Origin of the sequence: Sphingomonas hengshuiensis (assembly GCF_000935025.1) — a bacterium.
Taxonomy (GTDB): Bacteria; Pseudomonadota; Alphaproteobacteria; order Sphingomonadales; family Sphingomonadaceae; genus Sphingomonas; species Sphingomonas hengshuiensis.
Window position 1 is genome coordinate 769,025 of the sequence record NZ_CP010836.1, and the last position, 16,963, is coordinate 785,987.

The window sequence follows — 16,963 nt, forward strand, 5'->3', positions numbered from 1 at the left end:
GACGACCGCACCTCCTCCTTGCGGGAGCGCGAAGGATGAGCCGCGACCTTATCGGCTATGGCGCCACGCCCCCTGATCCGCGCTGGCCCGATGGCGCGCGCGTGGCGGTCAATTTCGTGATCAACTATGAGGAAGGCGCCGAGAATAGCGTCCTCAACGGCGACGAACGCAGCGAGGCGTTCCTCTCTGACATGGTCGGCGCGGCGAGCCATCCCGCGCGCGCGATGGCGATGGAGAGCCTCTACGAATATGGCAGCCGCGCCGGCTTCTGGCGGCTGCACCGGCTGTTCACCGGGCGCGGCGTTCCGGTGACGGTGTTCGGTGTCGCCGCGGCGATGGCGGCGAACCCCGCGGCGGTGGACGCCATGCTCGCCGCCGGATGGGAAGTCGCCAGCCATGGCTATCGCTGGATCGACTATCAGACCGTCCCCGAAGCCGTGGAGCGCGAGCATATCGCGCGCGCGATCGAACTCCATGCGCGGCTGACCGGCGAGCGCCCGCTCGGCTGGTATCAGGGGCGGACCTCGCCCAATACCGCGCGGCTGATCGCCGAGGAGGGTGGCTTCGTCTATGACGCGGACAGTTATGCCGACGACCTGCCTTATTATGCGGGCGGGCAGCTGATCGTGCCCTACAGCCTCGACGCCAACGACATGAAGATGGTCGCGCTCAACGGCTTTACGGAGGGGGCGCAGTTCTTCCGCTACCTTGTCGACAGCTTCGAGCAGCTGCGCGAAGAGGGCGGGCGGATGATGTCGGTCGGTCTCCATGGCCGCATCGCCGGACGTCCCGGACGCGCGATCGCCGTCGCCCGCTTCGTCGACCATGTGCTCCAGAGCGGCGACGCCTGGATCGCGCGGCGCATCGATATCGCGCGCCATTGGCAGGAGGTGCATCCGCAATGACCATCGACGACCCGCAGGCACTCGCCGAAGTCACCGCCGCTTTCCACGAATATGAGCGCGCGCTGATGGCGGACGACATCCCGGCGATGGACCGGCTGTTCCACGATGCGCCGACCACGGTGCGCTATGGCGTGGGCGAGGTGCTGTACGGCATCGACGAGATCCGCGAATTCCGAAAGGGGCGCGGCGGATCGCCCCAGCGCCGGCTGGGTCGCGTCGCGATCACCACCTATGGGCCCGACCTCGCCACCGCCAATGCCGAGTTTTTCCGCGAGGGATCGGAGCGCCGCGGTCGCCAGAGCCAGAACTGGGTGCGCTTCGCCGATGGCTGGAAGGTCGTCGCGGCGCATGTCTCGCTGGAAGGCACCAGTTCGTGACTGCGACCGCCGACCGCGATGCCTTTGTCGCGCGCCATGCCGCGCTGTTCGAGCATAGCCCCTGGGTGGTGGAACGCGCCGCCGCGCGGCTGCCGCTGGCCGACCTCCATGCCGGGCTGATGCAGGTAGTTCATGACGCGACGCCTGCCGAGCAGCTGGCGCTGATCCGCGCGCATCCCGAGCTTGCCGGCAAGGCCGCAGTCGACGGCACCCTGACCGCGGCTTCGGCGGCCGAGCAGGCGAGCGCCGGGCTCGACCGGTTGACGCAGGCGGAGTTCGATCGCTTCCACGCGCTCAACACCGCCTATGTCGCAAAGTTCGGCTTCCCCTTCATCATCTGCGTGCGGTTGACCGACAAGGCGGGGATACTCGCGGCGATGGAGCAGCGGCTGGGCAACGACCGCGCGACCGAGATCGCCAACGCGCTGGAACAGATTGGCGAGATCGTCCGGCTCCGGCTGGAAGCGGTGGCGTGAGCCTGACGGACCTGGGGGCGCGGGTTGCGCACGACCTCGACTGCCTCGGTTTCGGCGAGGCCGACTGGCTGGCGCCGCGCCGGCAGGCCGGGGCCCCGATGGTCGACGTCGCGATCGTCGGCGGCGGGCAATCGGGGCTGGGTGCGGCATTCGGGCTGCTGCGCGAGCGCATCGCCAATCTGGTGGTGCTCGACGAGAATCCTGCCGGCTATGAGGGCCCGTGGGACACCTATGCGCGCATGGCGACGCTGCGCACTCCCAAGCATCTCGGCTCGATCGAGATGGGGGTGGCCTCGCTCAGCTTCCGCGCCTGGTGGGAAGCGCAGCACGGGGCTGCGGGCTGGGAGGCGCTGGGCAAGATCCCGCGGCGCGAATGGATGGCGTATCTGCGCTGGTATCGCGCGGTGCTGCGACTGCCCGTGCGCAACGATGCGCGGGTGACGCTGGTCGAGCCGATCGAGGGGGGGCATCGGCTGCATTTGGCCGGGGGGGAGACTTTGCTCGCGCGCAAGGTGGTCCTGGCCACCGGAATTCAGGGCGGCGGACACTGGCACACGCCGCCGATGGTCGCCGAGGCGCTCGGGCGCCACCGCTACGCCCATACTGCCGACGCGATCGATTATGCCGCGCTGGCGGACAAGCGCATTGCGATATTGGGCGGCGGCGCCTCGGCGTTCGACAATGCGCATGCCGCGCTGTCGGCGGGGGTTGCGGCGGCGCACGTCTTCATGCGTCGCGCGGAACTGCCGCGGATCAACCCCATCCGCTTCATGGAGCGCGCCGGAATCATCCCGCGCTATCCGGTGCTCGACGATGCCGCGAAATATGCGCTGATGGCGGCCTTTTTCCGCCATAACCAGCCGCCCACGGTCGACATGTTCGAGGCAGCGGCAGCGTTTCCGGGTTTCGATCTGCACCTCGGCAGCCCGTGGCTGTCGGTCGAGGAGACCGGCAGCGCGGTGCGCGTCACGACGCCGCACGGGACGTTCGACTATGACTTCCTCGTGCTCTCGACCGGGCTCGTCACCGATCCGGCGCTGCGCCCGGAACTCGCGCTGGTGCAGGACAGGATCGCCCGCTGGGCCGACCGGTATCGCGCGCCCGAGCCGCATCCGCTGCTCGACGCGCACCCCTATCTGGGCCCAGGCTTCGAGCTGCTGCCGCGCGATCCCGCCGATCCGTCGCTCCATGGGCTGTTCGCGTTCAACTATTCGGCCTTGATCAGCCTGGGGTTGTCGGCCTCGGCGATCTCGGGATTGAAGCACGCGCTGCCCCGGCTGGTGGGCGGAGTCGCCGACCAGCTTTTCCTCGACGACAAAGCCGAGATCCTCGCGGATTTCCACGCCTTCGCCGAACCCGAATTCACTGTGGAATGGCCGCCCGCATGACGCTTAGCACCCATGTCCTCGACACCACGCATGGCCGCCCCGCGGCGGGCGTCGCGCTGCGGCTGCAAAGGGGCGATGCGCTGCTGTTCGAAGGCGTGACCGATGCCGATGGCCGCTGCGCCGGCCTGCGCGACGTCGCGGCTCCGCCCGGCGCGTACCGGCTCGAATTCGCCGTCGCAGACTATTTCCGCGCGGCGGGGGTGGCGCTACCCGAGCCGCCGTTCCTTGACCGCGTCGGGATCGACTTCGGGATCGCCGGGAACGGGCATTATCATGTGCCGCTGCTCGTTTCGCCGTTCGGCTATTCGACCTATCGGGGCAGCTGAGATGGACAATGCCATCCGCTTCCTGCTCGACGGCGAAGTGATCGCGATCGAGGCGCCCGACCCCACCGGCACGCTGCTCGACCTGTTGCGCTATCGGATGCGGCGCACCGGCACCAAGGAAGGCTGTGCCGAGGGCGATTGCGGGGCATGCACCGTTGCGCTGGGCAGCCTGCACGGCGACACCGTGCGCTGGCGTGCAGTCAATGCGTGCATCCTGTTCCTGCCGATGCTCGACGGCAAGGCGCTGATCACCGTGGAGAGCCTTTCGAAAGGCGGCGCGCTCCACCCGATCCAGCGGGCGCTGGCGGATGGCTATGGCTCGCAATGCGGCTTCTGCACGCCGGGCTTCGTGATGTCGCTCTATGCGCGCAGCATCGCCGCCGAGGGGACTGAGGACCTGCCGGTGGGCGACGTGCTCGCGGGCAATCTGTGCCGCTGCACGGGCTATGGACCGATCCTCGCGGTCGGGGAGGCGCACCCGCCCGCGGCCCCCGCGGCGGACCCGGCGCTCGTCGTCGCGCTGAGGGGGCTCCAGCGCGACGCGCCGCTGACGTTGCGCCACCCCGGACGCACGGCGTTCGTCCCGCGCACCTCGGACGAGCTGTCCGCCTTCGTCGCCGACAATCCGGCGGCGCGGATCGTCGCGGGTGCCACCGATGTCGGGCTGTGGGTCACGAAGCAGCTGCGCGAGATCGACAGCCTCGTCTTCGTCGGCGACGTCGCGGACCTGAAGATCATCGACGAGACGCCCGACGGCATCACGCTGGGCGCCAATGTCCGCTATAGCGAGGCGCGTGCGGCGCTGGCGCGGCTTCACCCCGATCTGGGCGAGCTGGTGCGGCGGATCGGCGGGCTCCAGGTCCGCAACGCCGGGACGATCGGCGGCAACATCGCCAACGGCTCCCCGATCGGCGACATGCCACCCGCACTCATCGCGCTCGGTGCCACGCTGACGTTGCGCCACGGCGACGCGCGCCGCACGCTGCCGCTCGCGGATTTCTTCCTCGCCTATGGCAGGCAGGATCGCGTGCCCGGCGAATGGGTGGAGCGCATCCATATCCCGCAGCCCCCGCCCGGCGCGCTGCTGCGCATCGTCAAACTGTCGAAGCGGTTCGACAGCGACATCTCCAGCCTGTGCGCCGCGTTCCTGCTGCCGATCGCGGATGGCAGGATCGGCGCGGCGCGCGTGGCGTTCGGCGGGATGGCGGGCATTCCGTCGCGCGCGCCGGCGTGCGAGGCGGCGCTCAGCGGCCAACCCTGGAGCGCGCAGACCCTCGACGCTGCGGCAGAGGCGCTGCGCGACGATTTCGCGCCGCTCGACGATCTGCGCGGGTCCGCCGAGTATCGCCTCGCCGCCGCGGGCAATCTGTTGCGCCGGCTGTGGCACGAGCAGGCCGACATCCCGGCGCTCGCGCATGTCTGAGGGCGATCCGATGCCGCCCGGCGCGGTCCACCGCTCGCTGCCGCACGACAGCGCCGACCTCCATGTCGCGGGCACGGCGCTCTATGTCGACGACCTGCCCGAGCCGCCGGGGCTGCTCCACTGCGCCTTCGGCCACGCGACCGATGGCCATGGCCGGCTGGTCGCGCTCGATCTCGACGCGGTGCGCGCGGCGCCCGGCGTGGTCGCGGTCTATACCGCCGCCGATATTCCCGGCGACAATGACGTCAGCCCGGTGGCGGGCGACGACCGACTGCTCGCCGAGGCCGAAATACTCTATCCCGGCCAACCGCTGTTCCTGGTCGCCGCAACCAGCACGCGCGCCGCCCGCGCCGCCGCGCGCCTGGGCCGGGCGGTGATCGAGCCGCTGCCCGCGCTCGTGACCATCGCCGATGCGATCGCCGCCAATTCGCTGATCGAGCCGACCCAGGTCATGCGCCGCGGCGACGCCGATGCCGCGCTGTTCGCTGCGGCGCACCGCATCGCGGGCCGGGTCGAGATGGGCGGGCAGGAGCATTTCTACCTGGAGGGACAGGCGGCGCTCGCCACCCCGGGCGAGCAGGGGGAGATCCACATCCTCAGTTCGACGCAGCACCCCAGCGAGATCCAGCACCTGGTCGCGAAGATGCTCGGGCGCGCGCACGCCGACATCACCGTCGAGGTCCGGCGGATGGGCGGTGCGTTCGGCGGCAAGGAGACCCAGGCCGCCGCCTTCGCCGCCGCCGCCGCGCTGGTCGCCGCCACCACCGGGCGCGCGGCGAAGTTCCGCGCGGCTCGCGACGACGACATGGTCGCTACCGGCAAGCGCCACGAATTCGAAATTCGCTATGACGTGGGGTTCGACGATGCGGGCCGGATCGAGGGCATCCGCCTCGACCTCGCCTCGCGCTGCGGCGCCACCGCCGATCTGTCGCCCGCGATCAACGACCGCGCGATGTTCCATTCGGACAATTGCTATTTCCTGCCCGCGGTCGAGATCGTCAGCCGCCGGCTGAAGACGCACACCGTCTCGAACACCGCGTTCCGCGGCTTTGGCGGGCCGCAGGGGATGCTGGGAATCGAGCGCGTGATGGACGCGATCGCCGCGCATCTGGGGCACGATCCGCTCGCGGTGCGCCGGGCCAATTTCTATGGTCCGGGCCGCGACACTACGCCCTATCACATGCGGGTCGAGGACAATGTCGCGCCCGAGCTTGTCGGGGCGCTCGCCGACCGTGCCGGCTATGACCGCCGCCGTGCCGATGTCGCAGCGTTCAATGCCGCCAGCCCGGTGGTCAAGAAGGGGCTGGCGCTGACTCCGGTGAAGTTCGGGATCAGCTTCACCACCACGCATCTCAACCAGGCCGGGGCGCTGGTGCTCGTCTACGCCGACGGCTCGATCCATCTCAACCATGGCGGCACCGAGATGGGGCAGGGGCTCCACACCAAGATCGCGCAGATCGTCGCCGACGTGTTCGCCGTGCCGGTCGACGTCGTGAAGGTCTCGGCGACGCGCACCGACAAGGTGCCCAACACCTCGGCCACCGCCGCCTCCTCGGGCGCGGACCTCAACGGCATGGCTGCGTACAACGCCGCGAATACGATCCGCGACCGCCTCGCCGCTTTCGCCGCGGGCAGGTTCGGCGTCGCTGCGGCGGACGTGCGCTTCACGCGCGGCGGCGTGATCGCGGGCGGCGACGTGGTGGCGTTCGCCAGCCTGTGCCGGATGGCGCATTTGGGGCGCGTCTCGCTGGCGTCGACGGGCTTCTACGCCACCCCCGACATCCATTATGACCGCGCCACCCACACCGGACGCCCGTTCCTCTACTTCGCCTATGGCGCCGCGCTCAGCGAAGTCGCGATCGATACGCTTACCGGCGAGCACCGTGTGCTGGCGGTCGACATCCTCCACGATGTCGGTCGCTCGCTGAACCCCGCGATAGACCTTGGCCAGATCGAGGGCGGGTTCATCCAGGGTATGGGCTGGCTCACGACCGAGGAGCTGGTCTATGATGATTGCGGGCGGCTGCGCACCCATGCGCCGTCGACCTACAAGATCCCGACCGCCAACGATCGCCCGCGCCACATGCAGGTCGAGATATGGGAGCGCGGGCACAACGCCGCGCCGACCATCCATCGATCGAAGGCCGTTGGCGAGCCTCCCTTCATGCTCGCCCTCTCGGTGTTCAGCGCGCTGACCGCCGCAGTCGCCGCCGCGGTGCCGGGCAAGGGGATGCCGACGCTCGACGCCCCCGCCACCCCCGAGCGCGTCCTTGCCGCGCTGCGCGACCTCCGCGCGCGATGACCGAGTGGCTGGAGGCGTTGCGCGCGGTGCGCGGGCGCGAGCCGGTGGCGCTCGTCACGATCCTGTCGACCGAAGGCTCGTCGCCGCGCGGGGCAGGCACGCGGATGGCCGTCACTGCGGGCGATGCCGCGGGCACGATCGGCGGCGGCGCGCTCGAACTGCGCGCGACCGAGCAGGCGCGCGCGATCCTGGCGCAGCCGCCGGGCACGTGGCGCGTGCAGGATTGGCCGCTCGGGCCGTTGCTCGGGCAATGCTGTGGCGGGCAGGTGCGGTTGCTGGTCGAGCATGTCGAAGCCGATCCTGCGCAATGGGACTGGGCCGAAGCTCTCGGGCGCGGCGAGCCGGTGGTCGCGCGTTTCGGAGGCGATGCGGCGCCGATCCTGCGCACCGCTGCCGAAGCTGGGGCGGGCGTCGAGCCGCCGGCGCCGCCGCGCGGGCCCAGGCCGGGCGAGGGCACCGCTTTCGTCGAGCCGGGCGATCACGGCGCGCACCGGCCGCTGATGATGTTCGGCGCGGGGCATGTCGGCGTGGCGATCGCGCAGCGGTTACCGCGGCTGCCCTTCAGGCTTGCCTGGTTCGATACCCGCGACAATCGCGGCTTTCCCGGCGTGTCGGTGCAGGACGAAGCGGCGCTGGTCGCGTGCGCGGGCGATGCCGCGCCGGGCGCGGCGGTGCTGATCTTCACGCACGATCATGGCCTCGACTATCGGCTCGCCGCCGCCGCGCTGCGCTCGCAGGCCGGATTTGTCGGGCTGATCGGGTCGCAGACCAAGCGTGCGCGCTTCCTCTCGCGGCTCGCTGCCGAGGGAGTCGATACCGCGCGGCTTACCTGCCCGATCGGGTTGCCCGGCATCGTCGACAAGCGCCCCGACGTGATCGCGATATCCGTGATCGCGCAGTTGCTCGCGCTGGATAGTGCCGCATGAAGGCGTTTCGCGGCGAAATTCTCAGCGTTCCCGACGATCCCGCCCGTGCGGGGCCGGAGGCGATCCGGCATTTCGCCGATGGGCTGCTCGTGGTCGAGGACGGGCTGGTCGTCGCGTGCGGATCGCATGCCGAGCTTGCCAACGCCTTCGCCACGGTGCCGGTCGAGGCGCTGTCCGGGCTGATCGTCCCCGGTTTCGTCGATGCGCATGTCCATTATCCGCAGACCGATCGCATCGCGTCGCATGGCGAACAACTGCTCGAATGGCTCGATCGGCACATCTTTCCCGCCGAACAGGCGTTCGCCGATCGCGCGCACGCCGATGGCGTCGCGGCCTTCTTCCTCGACGAATTGCTGCGCAACGGCACCACCAGCGCGCTGGTGTTCGCGACCGTCCATGCCGCGTCGGTCGACGCATTGTTCGATGCGGCGCTGGCGCGCGACATGCGGATTATCTCGGGCAAGGTGTTGATGGACCTCGGCCCGCCGGGCCTGTCCGACACGCCCGAACAGGGCCGCGCGGAGAGCGAGGCGCTGATCGCGCGATGGCGCGGGCGCGGGCGGCTTGGCTATGCGGTGACGCCACGCTTCGCGCTGACCTCGTCCGACGCGCAACTGACCGGCGCGGGCGAACTGCTCGCCGCGCATCCCGACGCGCTGATGCACACGCATCTCTCCGAGAATCCCGGCGAAATCGCCGCAGTGGCCGGACGTTTCGGCCAGGCGCAGGATTATCTCGACGTCTATGACCGCTTCGGGCTGGTCGGTCCGCGCTCGGTGTTCGCGCATTGCATCCATATCGACGCGCGGGCGCTGGGACGGATGGCGCAGGCGGGGGCGGGGATCGCATTCTGCCCGACAAGCAACCTGTTCCTCGGCTCGGGGCTGTTCGATCTGGCCGGCGCCCACCGCCATGGAATCGCAGTCGGAATCGGCACCGACATCGGCGCGGGAACCAGCTTCAGCGTGCTCCACACCCTCGGCGAGGCGTATAAGGTGTGCCAGTTGCGCGGGTGCAGCCTCGATCCGTTCCGCGCGCTCCACCTCGCCACTGCGGGCGGGGCGGCGGTGATGGGGATCGCCCAGCGGGTCGGCGGATTGCTGTCCGGACAGGAGGCGGATTTCGTCGTGCTCGATTGCGCGTCCACCCCGCTGCTCGCGCGGCGCACCGCAGGGGCCGACCTTCACGACCGGCTGTTCGCACTTCAGATGCTCGGCGACGATCGTGCGATCGGCGCGGTCTATCTGCGCGGTCGGCTCGCACACCGCAGGGACTGAACCGGGCCGCGCGGGTCCTCGCGGTGCCGATGGGACCGGCTCAACGGTCTTTGCGGAACGCGTACGTCGCGTCGAGCCGCTCGGTCAGATATTGCGCCGTGGTCACCGGCGGATAGCGCGCCGGGCGATCGGGGCTCTGGCAGGTCGGCAGGCATTCGATGACTGCATCGGGATTGGGATCGAAGAAGAACGCGACCGAATAACGCTCGCGTCCGCTGATGTTGGCGACGCGGTGCGGCGTCGAGACATAGACGTCGTTGCTCCACCGCATCAGGCAATCGCCGATGTTGCACACATAGGTGTCCGGGATCGGCGGTGCGGAGACCCATTGGCCGGCGCGGGTGCGCACTTCGAGCCCGCCGACCGCGTCCTGCGACAACAGCGTCAGATTTCCATAATCGGTGTGCGCCCCGGCGCCATAGCGGCTGCCGTCGAATATGCCGGGATGCGGCGGATAGCGCAGCAGCCGCAGCGTCGCGAGCGGACGATCGACCTTGTCGGCGAAAAAGCCGGGCGGCAGCCCGAGATCGAGCGCGAAGGCGGTATGGATGCGCTCCGACAGGCGCCGCATCGCTCCGTAATAGCCGAGCATCGCGGCGCGGAAGCCCGGCAGATCGGGCCATTGGTTGCGCCCGACCGACGGCATCGCCGGATCGGTGACTTCGCCCGGCTCCGGGTCGCGCCCGATGTTGAATGCCTCTTTGGCGTCGGAAAGCTTGCTGGGATCGAGGCTTTCGGATTCCATTCCGGCATAGCCGCGATTGTTCATCGAATTGGCGATCGTCAGCGCGCTCTTCTGGGCGAGCGGCAGCGCGAAGAATGCCGCCGAGCGCGCGTAGATGTCCTCCAGCATCGCGTGCGAAATGCCGTGGTCGCGGATATAGAAGAACCCGATCGTGCGGCACGCCCGCCCGATCTCCGCCGCGACATGCGCGAGCCCCTCCGGCCCTTCGCCCAGCGGGGACAGATCGATAACCGGAAGCGATTCGAGTGCAACAGACGCCGTGGCGGTCATCCCGCTCCCTCTCTAAAACATATATTGTGCGGCGGGGCCCGCGCGGCCCCGCCGCCGCCGGTCTCAAAAGCGCGCAGTGACCTTGAAGATCGCGGTCCGGCCTTCGCCCGGCATGGCCGACCCCTCGGTCTCGGTGCTGCGCTGCGGGATGTAGTATCTCTGGTCGAGGATGTTGTTGACGTTGACTGCGAAGCGCAGCTTGCCGACGTCGTAATGGACCGATCCGCGCAGCAGGAAGTAGCTCGGGAACACGACCGCGCCGGGAAGATGGCCGCTGGTCTCGTCGACCCAATTGCCGCCGAGCGTCGCGCCCATGCCGTTGCCGACTTCGTAATTGCCGAACAACCCGAACACATATTCAGGCTGCGTCCGGTCGGTATAACCGGTCGACAGGCCCGGAAAGCCTGCGGTCGAGGCCTGGTAGATCAGGCCCCAGCCATCGGTGTTGGCCAGCCCGAAATTGGCCGGGGTCACGACCAGAAAAGACCCCCCGGCGATCTTCGTCTTCTGTTTGGTGGCGACGGCCGACAGGCCGAAATGGCGGTCGACCGCCCAACGGAGTTCGCCTTCGAGTCCTTCGGTCTTCGCGCCGACGAAATTGCCGCTGAGCAATTCGGACTGGACGCGCTTCTGGCGATAGGCCGACAGTCCAACGAACAATTTGTCGCCGAAGAAGCTGCCCTTGATGCCGGCTTCGGTCAGGTCGGTCGGCGACAGGAAGGTACCATTGCGGACATTGCCCGGCGTAACCGCGCCGCCCTGCGTGGTCTCCAGCGCATAGGAGCGCCCGCGCGTGACATAAGGGACGACTCCGAACGGCAGGATGTAGCTGACGCTACCCGACCAGCTGACCGCATCCTTGTTGTTGCTGTAGCTGATGTTGAGCGGCACCGAATAATCGAGCAGCCCGGTGTTGATCGAGCGGACCTGATAATCATCGTAGCGCGCGCCGCCGGTGATCTTCAGCCCGCCGAATAGCGAGACATCGGCGTTGAAGAACACGCCCATGTCTTCGACGGTCGAGTGATATGCCTGGTCCCATGCTTCGCCGCTGACATAGAGCGGATTGAAGATCGAATCGGGCGTCGCGCCGACGCTCAGATCCTGCCGGTCGAGCACCAGATAGCCGCGCGCGAAGACATAGCCTTCGGTTGCGGTGTAGTGCCGATAAGTGGCGCCCGCGACGTAATTGGCGTTGAACCAGGGCGCCGGCGTGATCTTGCCGGTAAGCGAGACCCGCCCTTCGATCGCCTGGTCGCGCAGCCGCTTGGCGAAACCATAGCCGTTATAGCTGTCGGCGTTCAGGTCGTCGATAAAGCCCTGGATCTTGAGCTTGCCGGGACCGACATCGTGCGAGAGATCGACATAGGCGGTCGTCGTCTCGGCATCGCCGAAATCATAGTCCGAAGTGTAGACGGTGCGCCGGTCGAGCTTGACGGTCTTGATCGTCGCCGGATCGAGCTTGCTGTAATTGTTGACCGCGCCGTAATATTTGGTGACGCCGCCGACCCGGACGATATCCGCCGGCGTGATATAGTTTGCGCCGGGCGAGACGATCTGGGCGATCGGCGAGCCCGAGATGTAGTTCCCGTTATCGACCAGATCCTGGGTCAGGCGATTGACGCCGGTCGAGCCCTGCATGCCGCTGGCTTTGTAATATTGCGCGCCGATCGCGATTTCCCAGCCGCCGGGCAATTCCGACGCGAAGCCGATCTGGCCCAGCGTATGTTCGGGTTCGATGCCGTAGAAATAGCGCGAAGCCTGGACGCGCTCGACATAGAGGTCGATCCCGGCACTATAACCGCCGATCTTGAGCGGCGCGCCATATTCGCCCGAGGCGCGATAATAGCCATAGGTGCCGATCGAGCCGACGACTTCGCCCGATGCCTCCTGGCCGTTCATGAAGCGCGTCGCGCGATCCGAACGCGGGCTGAAATTGACATAGCCGCCCGCGCGCCCGGTGCCATAAGCGGGCGATGCGATGCCGCGCACGATCTCCAGCCCGAGCGCGGATTCGATCGGCGTGACATAGGTGCCCTGGTTCTCCACACGCTTGAAGTCGCGGAAGAAATTGTCGGCATATTCGCCGCGGACGTTCACCGTCCCGTCCACGCCATAGAAGCTGGCGGTAAACACGCCGGGGGTGACCGCGATCAGATCGCGTACCGTCGTCAGGCTATACTGGTCGATCATCGCCAGCGAGACGGTGGAGGTCGAGCGCGGGGTCTCGACCTGGCTCTGGCCCAGCCCGAAGGCATCGGTCTCGGTTGGCAGTATCGCCGATTTACTGCGGCGGCCGGTCACCACCAATATGCCCTGTTCGGGTTGCTCGGCCCCCGACGGAGCGCTTTCGTCCGCGCGCGCATCGGCGCCCGCGCTCTGCGCGGATGCCGGCATTGCCATAAGCAAAGCGGTAGCGATCGCGGCGCACCCGGCGCCGCGCTGCAGTGTCTCGACCCTCATTTTTTTGCATCCCTGAATTAGTTGCGGCTGCCCAGGCCCGATGCCGGCCCTCTCCCTGAGGTATTCATTCGACAAATCGCATTGTTGGGACTCGATACAGGGTCGTGGCCACCAAAATCGCCGTTCCCCGTTTCGTTTACTGCTACGCTTTACTTGAACATCGTGTCGTAGAACTTGCCGAAGAACCGGCGCATATACTCGTCGTTCGAGAAGGGTTCGTACCGCGCAGGGTTTTCCTTCGTAACGAACCGGTCGATGGGGCGCACCACAACCTCCCGATCCGGATTCATGAACATCGTTGCCGAGAAGCGATCGACGGGCTTGCGGCTGACGACGCGGTGGAGCGTCGAGACGAACTCGCCGTTGGTCCATCCCATCATCGTGTCGCCGATGTTGATGACATAGGCGCCCGGCACATGGGGCGCCGAGATCCAGCGCCCGCCCGAATCGCGCACCTCCAGTCCGCCGACATCGTCCTGAAGCAGCACGGTGAACGACGAGGCGTCGCAATGCGCCCCGACCCCGACATCGGCGGAGGGCTGCCCCGCCACCGGCGCGGGATAGAAATTGAGCCCGAAGGTGGCGAGGGGGCTCCGGTGCATGCCGACGAAGAAACCCTCGTCGAGCCCGAGCGCGAGCGCGAACGCCTGCATCAGCGAGGTCCCCAGGCTGCGCAGCGCGCGCTGGTTGACGATCATCGTCTCGACAAAGCCCGGCGCGTCGGCAGGCCAGCGGTTGCGCTGGTAGATCGGGTCGCGGGCGTCGTAATTGACGTCGTCGGCGTCGCGCACGCGCATCATGTTGAACTGTTCGAGCGAGCCGCCCGAGACCTTGGCCTTGGTCGCACCGGGGAGCAGCGATCCGCCCGGCTGGGTGCCCTCCGCCGCGCCGCGCCCGGGCAGGTAGCCGCACCATTGCCCGTCGAGCAGCGGCGCCGTTTCCATCTTGGCCGCGCGCGACCGCGCGAAAAAGGTGCGCGCTTCCGAAAGCACCGCCTGGCGCAGGCTTTCGGGAACGCCGTGATTGACGATGTAGAAGAAGCCGATGCGGCGGCATGCTTCGCGGATCGACTGTGCCACGCGGGCGCGATCCGCGGCCCCGCCGTGAAGGAACGGCGCGAAGTCGATGATCGGGATTTCCTCGATCGCGACAGTCTCGGCCTGTTCGTAGCGCAGTTCGGCGGTCGGCGTCATGATACGCTCCTGAAGGGATGAGACGCGCGGGTCATGCGGCTTCCGCGTCGCGGTCGAGCCCGCGCAGCCATTCGGCGATGGCACCATCGGGGCGCAGATAGGGTTCGACTCCGGCGGCAAGCACGATCAGCACGCCGACATAGACCTGGACCCAATTGCCCTGGACGCCGAGCAGGACGAGCCCGGTCTGGAGCATCGACACGATGATCGCGCCGATCAGCGTGCCGGTTGCGGTGCCGACGCCGCCGCTGAGCGCCGCGCCGCCGATGATCACCGCGGCGATGATCGCAAGCTCGCCACCCGCCCCGGTATTGGGCGAACCCATCCGCAGCCAGCCCGCGGTGAGCGCACCGGCCAGCCCGCAGGCGAGCCCGAGCACGGCGAAGGTGATGATCTTCACGCGCCCCGGATTGACGCCCATCTGAAGCGCGGCGCGGGCATTGCCGCCGGTCGCGTAGAGCCGCGCACCGAACAAGGTGTAGCGCAGCACCAACCCGCTGACGATGAACGCGCCCAATGCCCACAGCACCTGCACCGGCACCGGTCCTGCCATGCCCCCGGCTGCCGAGAAGAAGCTGCTTTCGATCGCCGCGGGAATGTCGATCGACAGCCCCATCGTGATCACCAGCGCCAGCCCGCGCAACAGGCTGAGCATGCCGATCGTGAGGATGAACGACGGCACCTTTAGCTTGACCACGGCCACTCCGTTGAACAGCCCGATCGCGCCGCCGAGCAGCATCGCCAGAAGCGCCGCGGCCCAGGGATTCCAGCCCCAATCGACGATCGCCAATCCAGTCAGCACGCTGCACAGGCCGTAATTCGATCCGATCGACAGATCGACTTCGCCGGCGATCACCAGCCAGGTCAGCGGCAGCCCGATCAGCAGGGTGAAGGCGGCGATGCGCAGGATCTCGAATTGCGTCTGCGTCTCGAGGAAATGCGGTGCGTTGCCGGCAAATCCTGCGAACAGCGCGAGCGCAACGATCAGCATCGCAGTCTGGCGGTTGAGCAGGAGAGGGATCAGCGACGATAGCCTGGCGGTCATGCCGCTTCTCCCCGGCGCGGCGCATCGGCGCTGCCGACCACCAGCCCGACGATCTCGGCCTTGCTGGTCTCCGCGATCCGCAGGTCGGCAACCTTGCGACCAAGGCGGAAGATCACCGCGCGATCGGCAACGTCGAAGACATTGTCCATGTTGTGGCTGACCAGCAGCACGGCGGTCCCCTCCGCGCGGAGCTGGCGGATCAGATCGAGGACCTTGCCGGTTTCGCGCACGCCCAGCGCCGCGGTCGGCTCGTCCATGATCACGATCCGGCTGCCGCGCAGGATGGTGCGCGCGACGGCCACGGCCTGGCGCTGGCCGCCCGAGAGATAGCGTACCGCCGTGCCCACCGGCGGCAGGTTGACCTTGAGCCGGTCGAGCACTGCCTGTGCCTCGCGCGCCATCCGGCGGCGATCGAGGATGAAGCCGAAGCGGACCGGCTCGCAGCCGAGGAAGAGGTTCTCGGCGATGCTGCGATCCTCGACCAGCGAGAGATTCTGGAACACGGTCGCGATCCCCGCGTCGCGCGCGGTGACCGGGGAGTCGAAACGCACCGACCGGCCATCGACGAGGATTTCGCCGACGCTGGGGCTTGCCACCCCCGACACCAAAGACACGAATGTCGATTTGCCGGCGCCATTATCGCCGAGCAGCGCGGTGACTTCGCCCGCAAACAGATCGAGCGTCACATCCTCGAGTGCCGAGACCTTGCCGAAATGCTTCGACAGGCCCCGCACGCCCAGGATCGGAACGCTCATGGGCGCTCCCCGGATCGGCACGACGTCATGAGAGGCCATATGCCGCCGCCGCCTTCTTGCGGGTCTCATAGCTCTGAATCATCGCCTCGACATTGTCGGGCGTGACCCAGATATGGCCGGGTGCCATGCTGACCGCCGGCATGCCGCGCTCGATCATCGACCAGGCGAGCAGCACCGCGAAGAAACCCTGATAATACAGGCATTCGTCGATCGCGAAGCGCATTACGCCGCTCTTGACGAGGTTGAGAACCTTGAGGCTCGAAACGGTGCCGACCACCAATATGCTGCCCGGCGTTTCGCCGAGTTCGGCCAGCGCCTTGGCGAGCGGTACCGCGGACATTTCCCCGCCCGCCGCGGCATGCGCGACGACGTCGCCGACTTCCCGGATCTTGGCCTTGTACAGTCCCACCGCGGTTGCCGCATCCGCCGCCGAACCGTCGGGAAAGCTCACCAGCCTGAGCCCGCCGCTGCCCAGTCCGTCACGCACGCCGAGGATGCGCTCCTCGACGTTGAGCGATCCCGGAAAGGGGTTGCCGACCAGCACCGAGCCGCTGGTCACGCCCCCGGCCTTGAGCGTGGCAGCGATGCGTTCGCCGATCATCCGCCCGGCGTCGCGTGGCTGCTGCCCGACGAACGGCACGTTGAGCGGCGCCAGTGTATCGGGATTGTTCGCCGAATTGACGATCGCGAAATGGCTGCCCTGCTTCTGGCCCTTGGCGACCTCGTCGATCACCGCCTGATACCAATCGACGGTGAGGATCACGTCCGAGCGGGCAGTGATCGCCTGGCGGATCGCATTGATATGCGCGTCGGGCGAAGGCTGTGCGTTGAGGATGCGATTGAATTTCCACCCGACCATCTCGGCCGCGTCGGCGGCGCCCAGCGAAATTTCGAGGACGAAATCCGAACCCGGCGTCCCCACGGCCCAGGCAACGCTGCGCTGTCTGCCGAGCTTACCGCCAGTCTCACTGCCCGACCCGCTTTTGCTGCAGGCAGCCAGCGCGAGCAACGCACCCGCGATCGGGATGCCACTCAACACGCCACGCCTGCCAGTCTCGACGGTCACCTGCGTCTCCCCCGCACCGGCAGAAC

General features: G+C 67.9%; 15 protein-coding genes. 9 read left to right on the top strand and 6 right to left on the bottom strand.

From position 1 onward, the window contains the following. The first annotated feature begins 35 nt into the window (after nucleotides 1–35). From puuE to guaD, 9 genes are read left to right on the top strand one after another with little or no spacing between them, the layout of a single operon-like run. A complete protein-coding gene (gene puuE, locus TS85_RS03615; RefSeq protein WP_044330473.1) occupies nucleotides 36–905 on the top strand; it encodes an allantoinase PuuE in 870 nt (289 codons plus the stop codon). Next, nucleotides 902–1,282 (top strand): oxalurate catabolism protein HpxZ, encoded by a 381-nt coding sequence (hpxZ, locus tag TS85_RS03620; protein WP_044330475.1) that lies wholly within the window; start codon nucleotides 902–904, stop codon nucleotides 1,280–1,282. Before puuE ends, hpxZ begins: the two co-directional genes overlap by 4 nt. Then, on the top strand, nucleotides 1,279–1,758 hold the full coding sequence (gene uraD / locus TS85_RS03625; protein WP_044330478.1) for a 2-oxo-4-hydroxy-4-carboxy-5-ureidoimidazoline decarboxylase: 480 nt from the start codon (nucleotides 1,279–1,281) through the stop codon (nucleotides 1,756–1,758). Before hpxZ ends, uraD begins: the two co-directional genes overlap by 4 nt. Beyond that, entirely contained in the window at nucleotides 1,755–3,146 is a 1,392-nt protein-coding gene (locus TS85_RS03630) for an FAD/NAD(P)-binding protein (protein WP_044330480.1), read from the top strand. The genes uraD and TS85_RS03630 overlap by 4 nt, the downstream gene beginning before the upstream one ends. Continuing rightward, nucleotides 3,143–3,472: a hydroxyisourate hydrolase gene (gene uraH, locus TS85_RS03635; protein ID WP_044335771.1), complete on the top strand. Its 330-nt coding sequence runs from the start codon at nucleotides 3,143–3,145 to the stop codon at nucleotides 3,470–3,472. Before TS85_RS03630 ends, uraH begins: the two co-directional genes overlap by 4 nt. Nucleotide 3,473: 1 nt before the next feature. After that, nucleotides 3,474–4,895: a xanthine dehydrogenase small subunit gene (gene xdhA, locus TS85_RS03640; RefSeq protein WP_044330483.1), complete on the top strand. Its 1,422-nt coding sequence runs from the start codon at nucleotides 3,474–3,476 to the stop codon at nucleotides 4,893–4,895. Further along, complete coding sequence (xdhB, locus tag TS85_RS03645) at nucleotides 4,888–7,197, top strand: xanthine dehydrogenase molybdopterin binding subunit (RefSeq protein ID WP_044330485.1); 2,310 nt, start codon at nucleotides 4,888–4,890, stop codon at nucleotides 7,195–7,197. The genes xdhA and xdhB overlap by 8 nt, the downstream gene beginning before the upstream one ends. Next, nucleotides 7,194–8,123, top strand: coding sequence for a xanthine dehydrogenase accessory protein XdhC (gene xdhC, locus TS85_RS03650; protein ID WP_044330486.1), 930 nt, complete (start codon nucleotides 7,194–7,196; stop codon nucleotides 8,121–8,123). Before xdhB ends, xdhC begins: the two co-directional genes overlap by 4 nt. Further along, on the top strand, nucleotides 8,120–9,400 hold the full coding sequence (gene guaD / locus TS85_RS03655; RefSeq protein ID WP_044330487.1) for a guanine deaminase: 1,281 nt from the start codon (nucleotides 8,120–8,122) through the stop codon (nucleotides 9,398–9,400). Before xdhC ends, guaD begins: the two co-directional genes overlap by 4 nt. A gap of 40 nt (nucleotides 9,401–9,440) precedes the next feature. Here guaD and TS85_RS03660 read toward each other — a convergent pair whose 3' ends face one another. From TS85_RS03660 to TS85_RS03685, 6 genes are all read right to left on the bottom strand, one after another. After that, nucleotides 9,441–10,415: an isopenicillin N synthase family dioxygenase gene (locus tag TS85_RS03660; RefSeq protein ID WP_044330488.1), complete on the bottom strand. Its 975-nt coding sequence runs from the start codon at nucleotides 10,413–10,415 to the stop codon at nucleotides 9,441–9,443. A 63-nt stretch (nucleotides 10,416–10,478) separates the two neighbouring features. Next, a complete protein-coding gene (locus TS85_RS03665; protein ID WP_044330489.1) occupies nucleotides 10,479–12,818 on the bottom strand; it encodes a TonB-dependent siderophore receptor in 2,340 nt (779 codons plus the stop codon). Between the two features lie 209 nt (nucleotides 12,819–13,027). Then, nucleotides 13,028–14,071, bottom strand: coding sequence for an isopenicillin N synthase family dioxygenase (locus TS85_RS03670; protein ID WP_162184685.1), 1,044 nt, complete (start codon nucleotides 14,069–14,071; stop codon nucleotides 13,028–13,030). A gap of 31 nt (nucleotides 14,072–14,102) precedes the next feature. Next, complete coding sequence (locus TS85_RS03675) at nucleotides 14,103–15,116, bottom strand: ABC transporter permease (protein ID WP_052507711.1); 1,014 nt, start codon at nucleotides 15,114–15,116, stop codon at nucleotides 14,103–14,105. Further along, the gene (locus TS85_RS03680; RefSeq protein WP_044330491.1) at nucleotides 15,113–15,871 is read right to left on the bottom strand and encodes an ATP-binding cassette domain-containing protein; all 759 of its coding nucleotides are present in this window, start codon (nucleotides 15,869–15,871) and stop codon (nucleotides 15,113–15,115) included. Before TS85_RS03680 ends, TS85_RS03675 begins: the two co-directional genes overlap by 4 nt. Before the next feature lie 25 nt (nucleotides 15,872–15,896). Beyond that, the gene (locus TS85_RS03685) at nucleotides 15,897–16,937 is read right to left on the bottom strand and encodes a substrate-binding domain-containing protein (protein WP_077228420.1); all 1,041 of its coding nucleotides are present in this window, start codon (nucleotides 16,935–16,937) and stop codon (nucleotides 15,897–15,899) included. Nucleotides 16,938–16,963 lie beyond the last annotated feature (26 nt).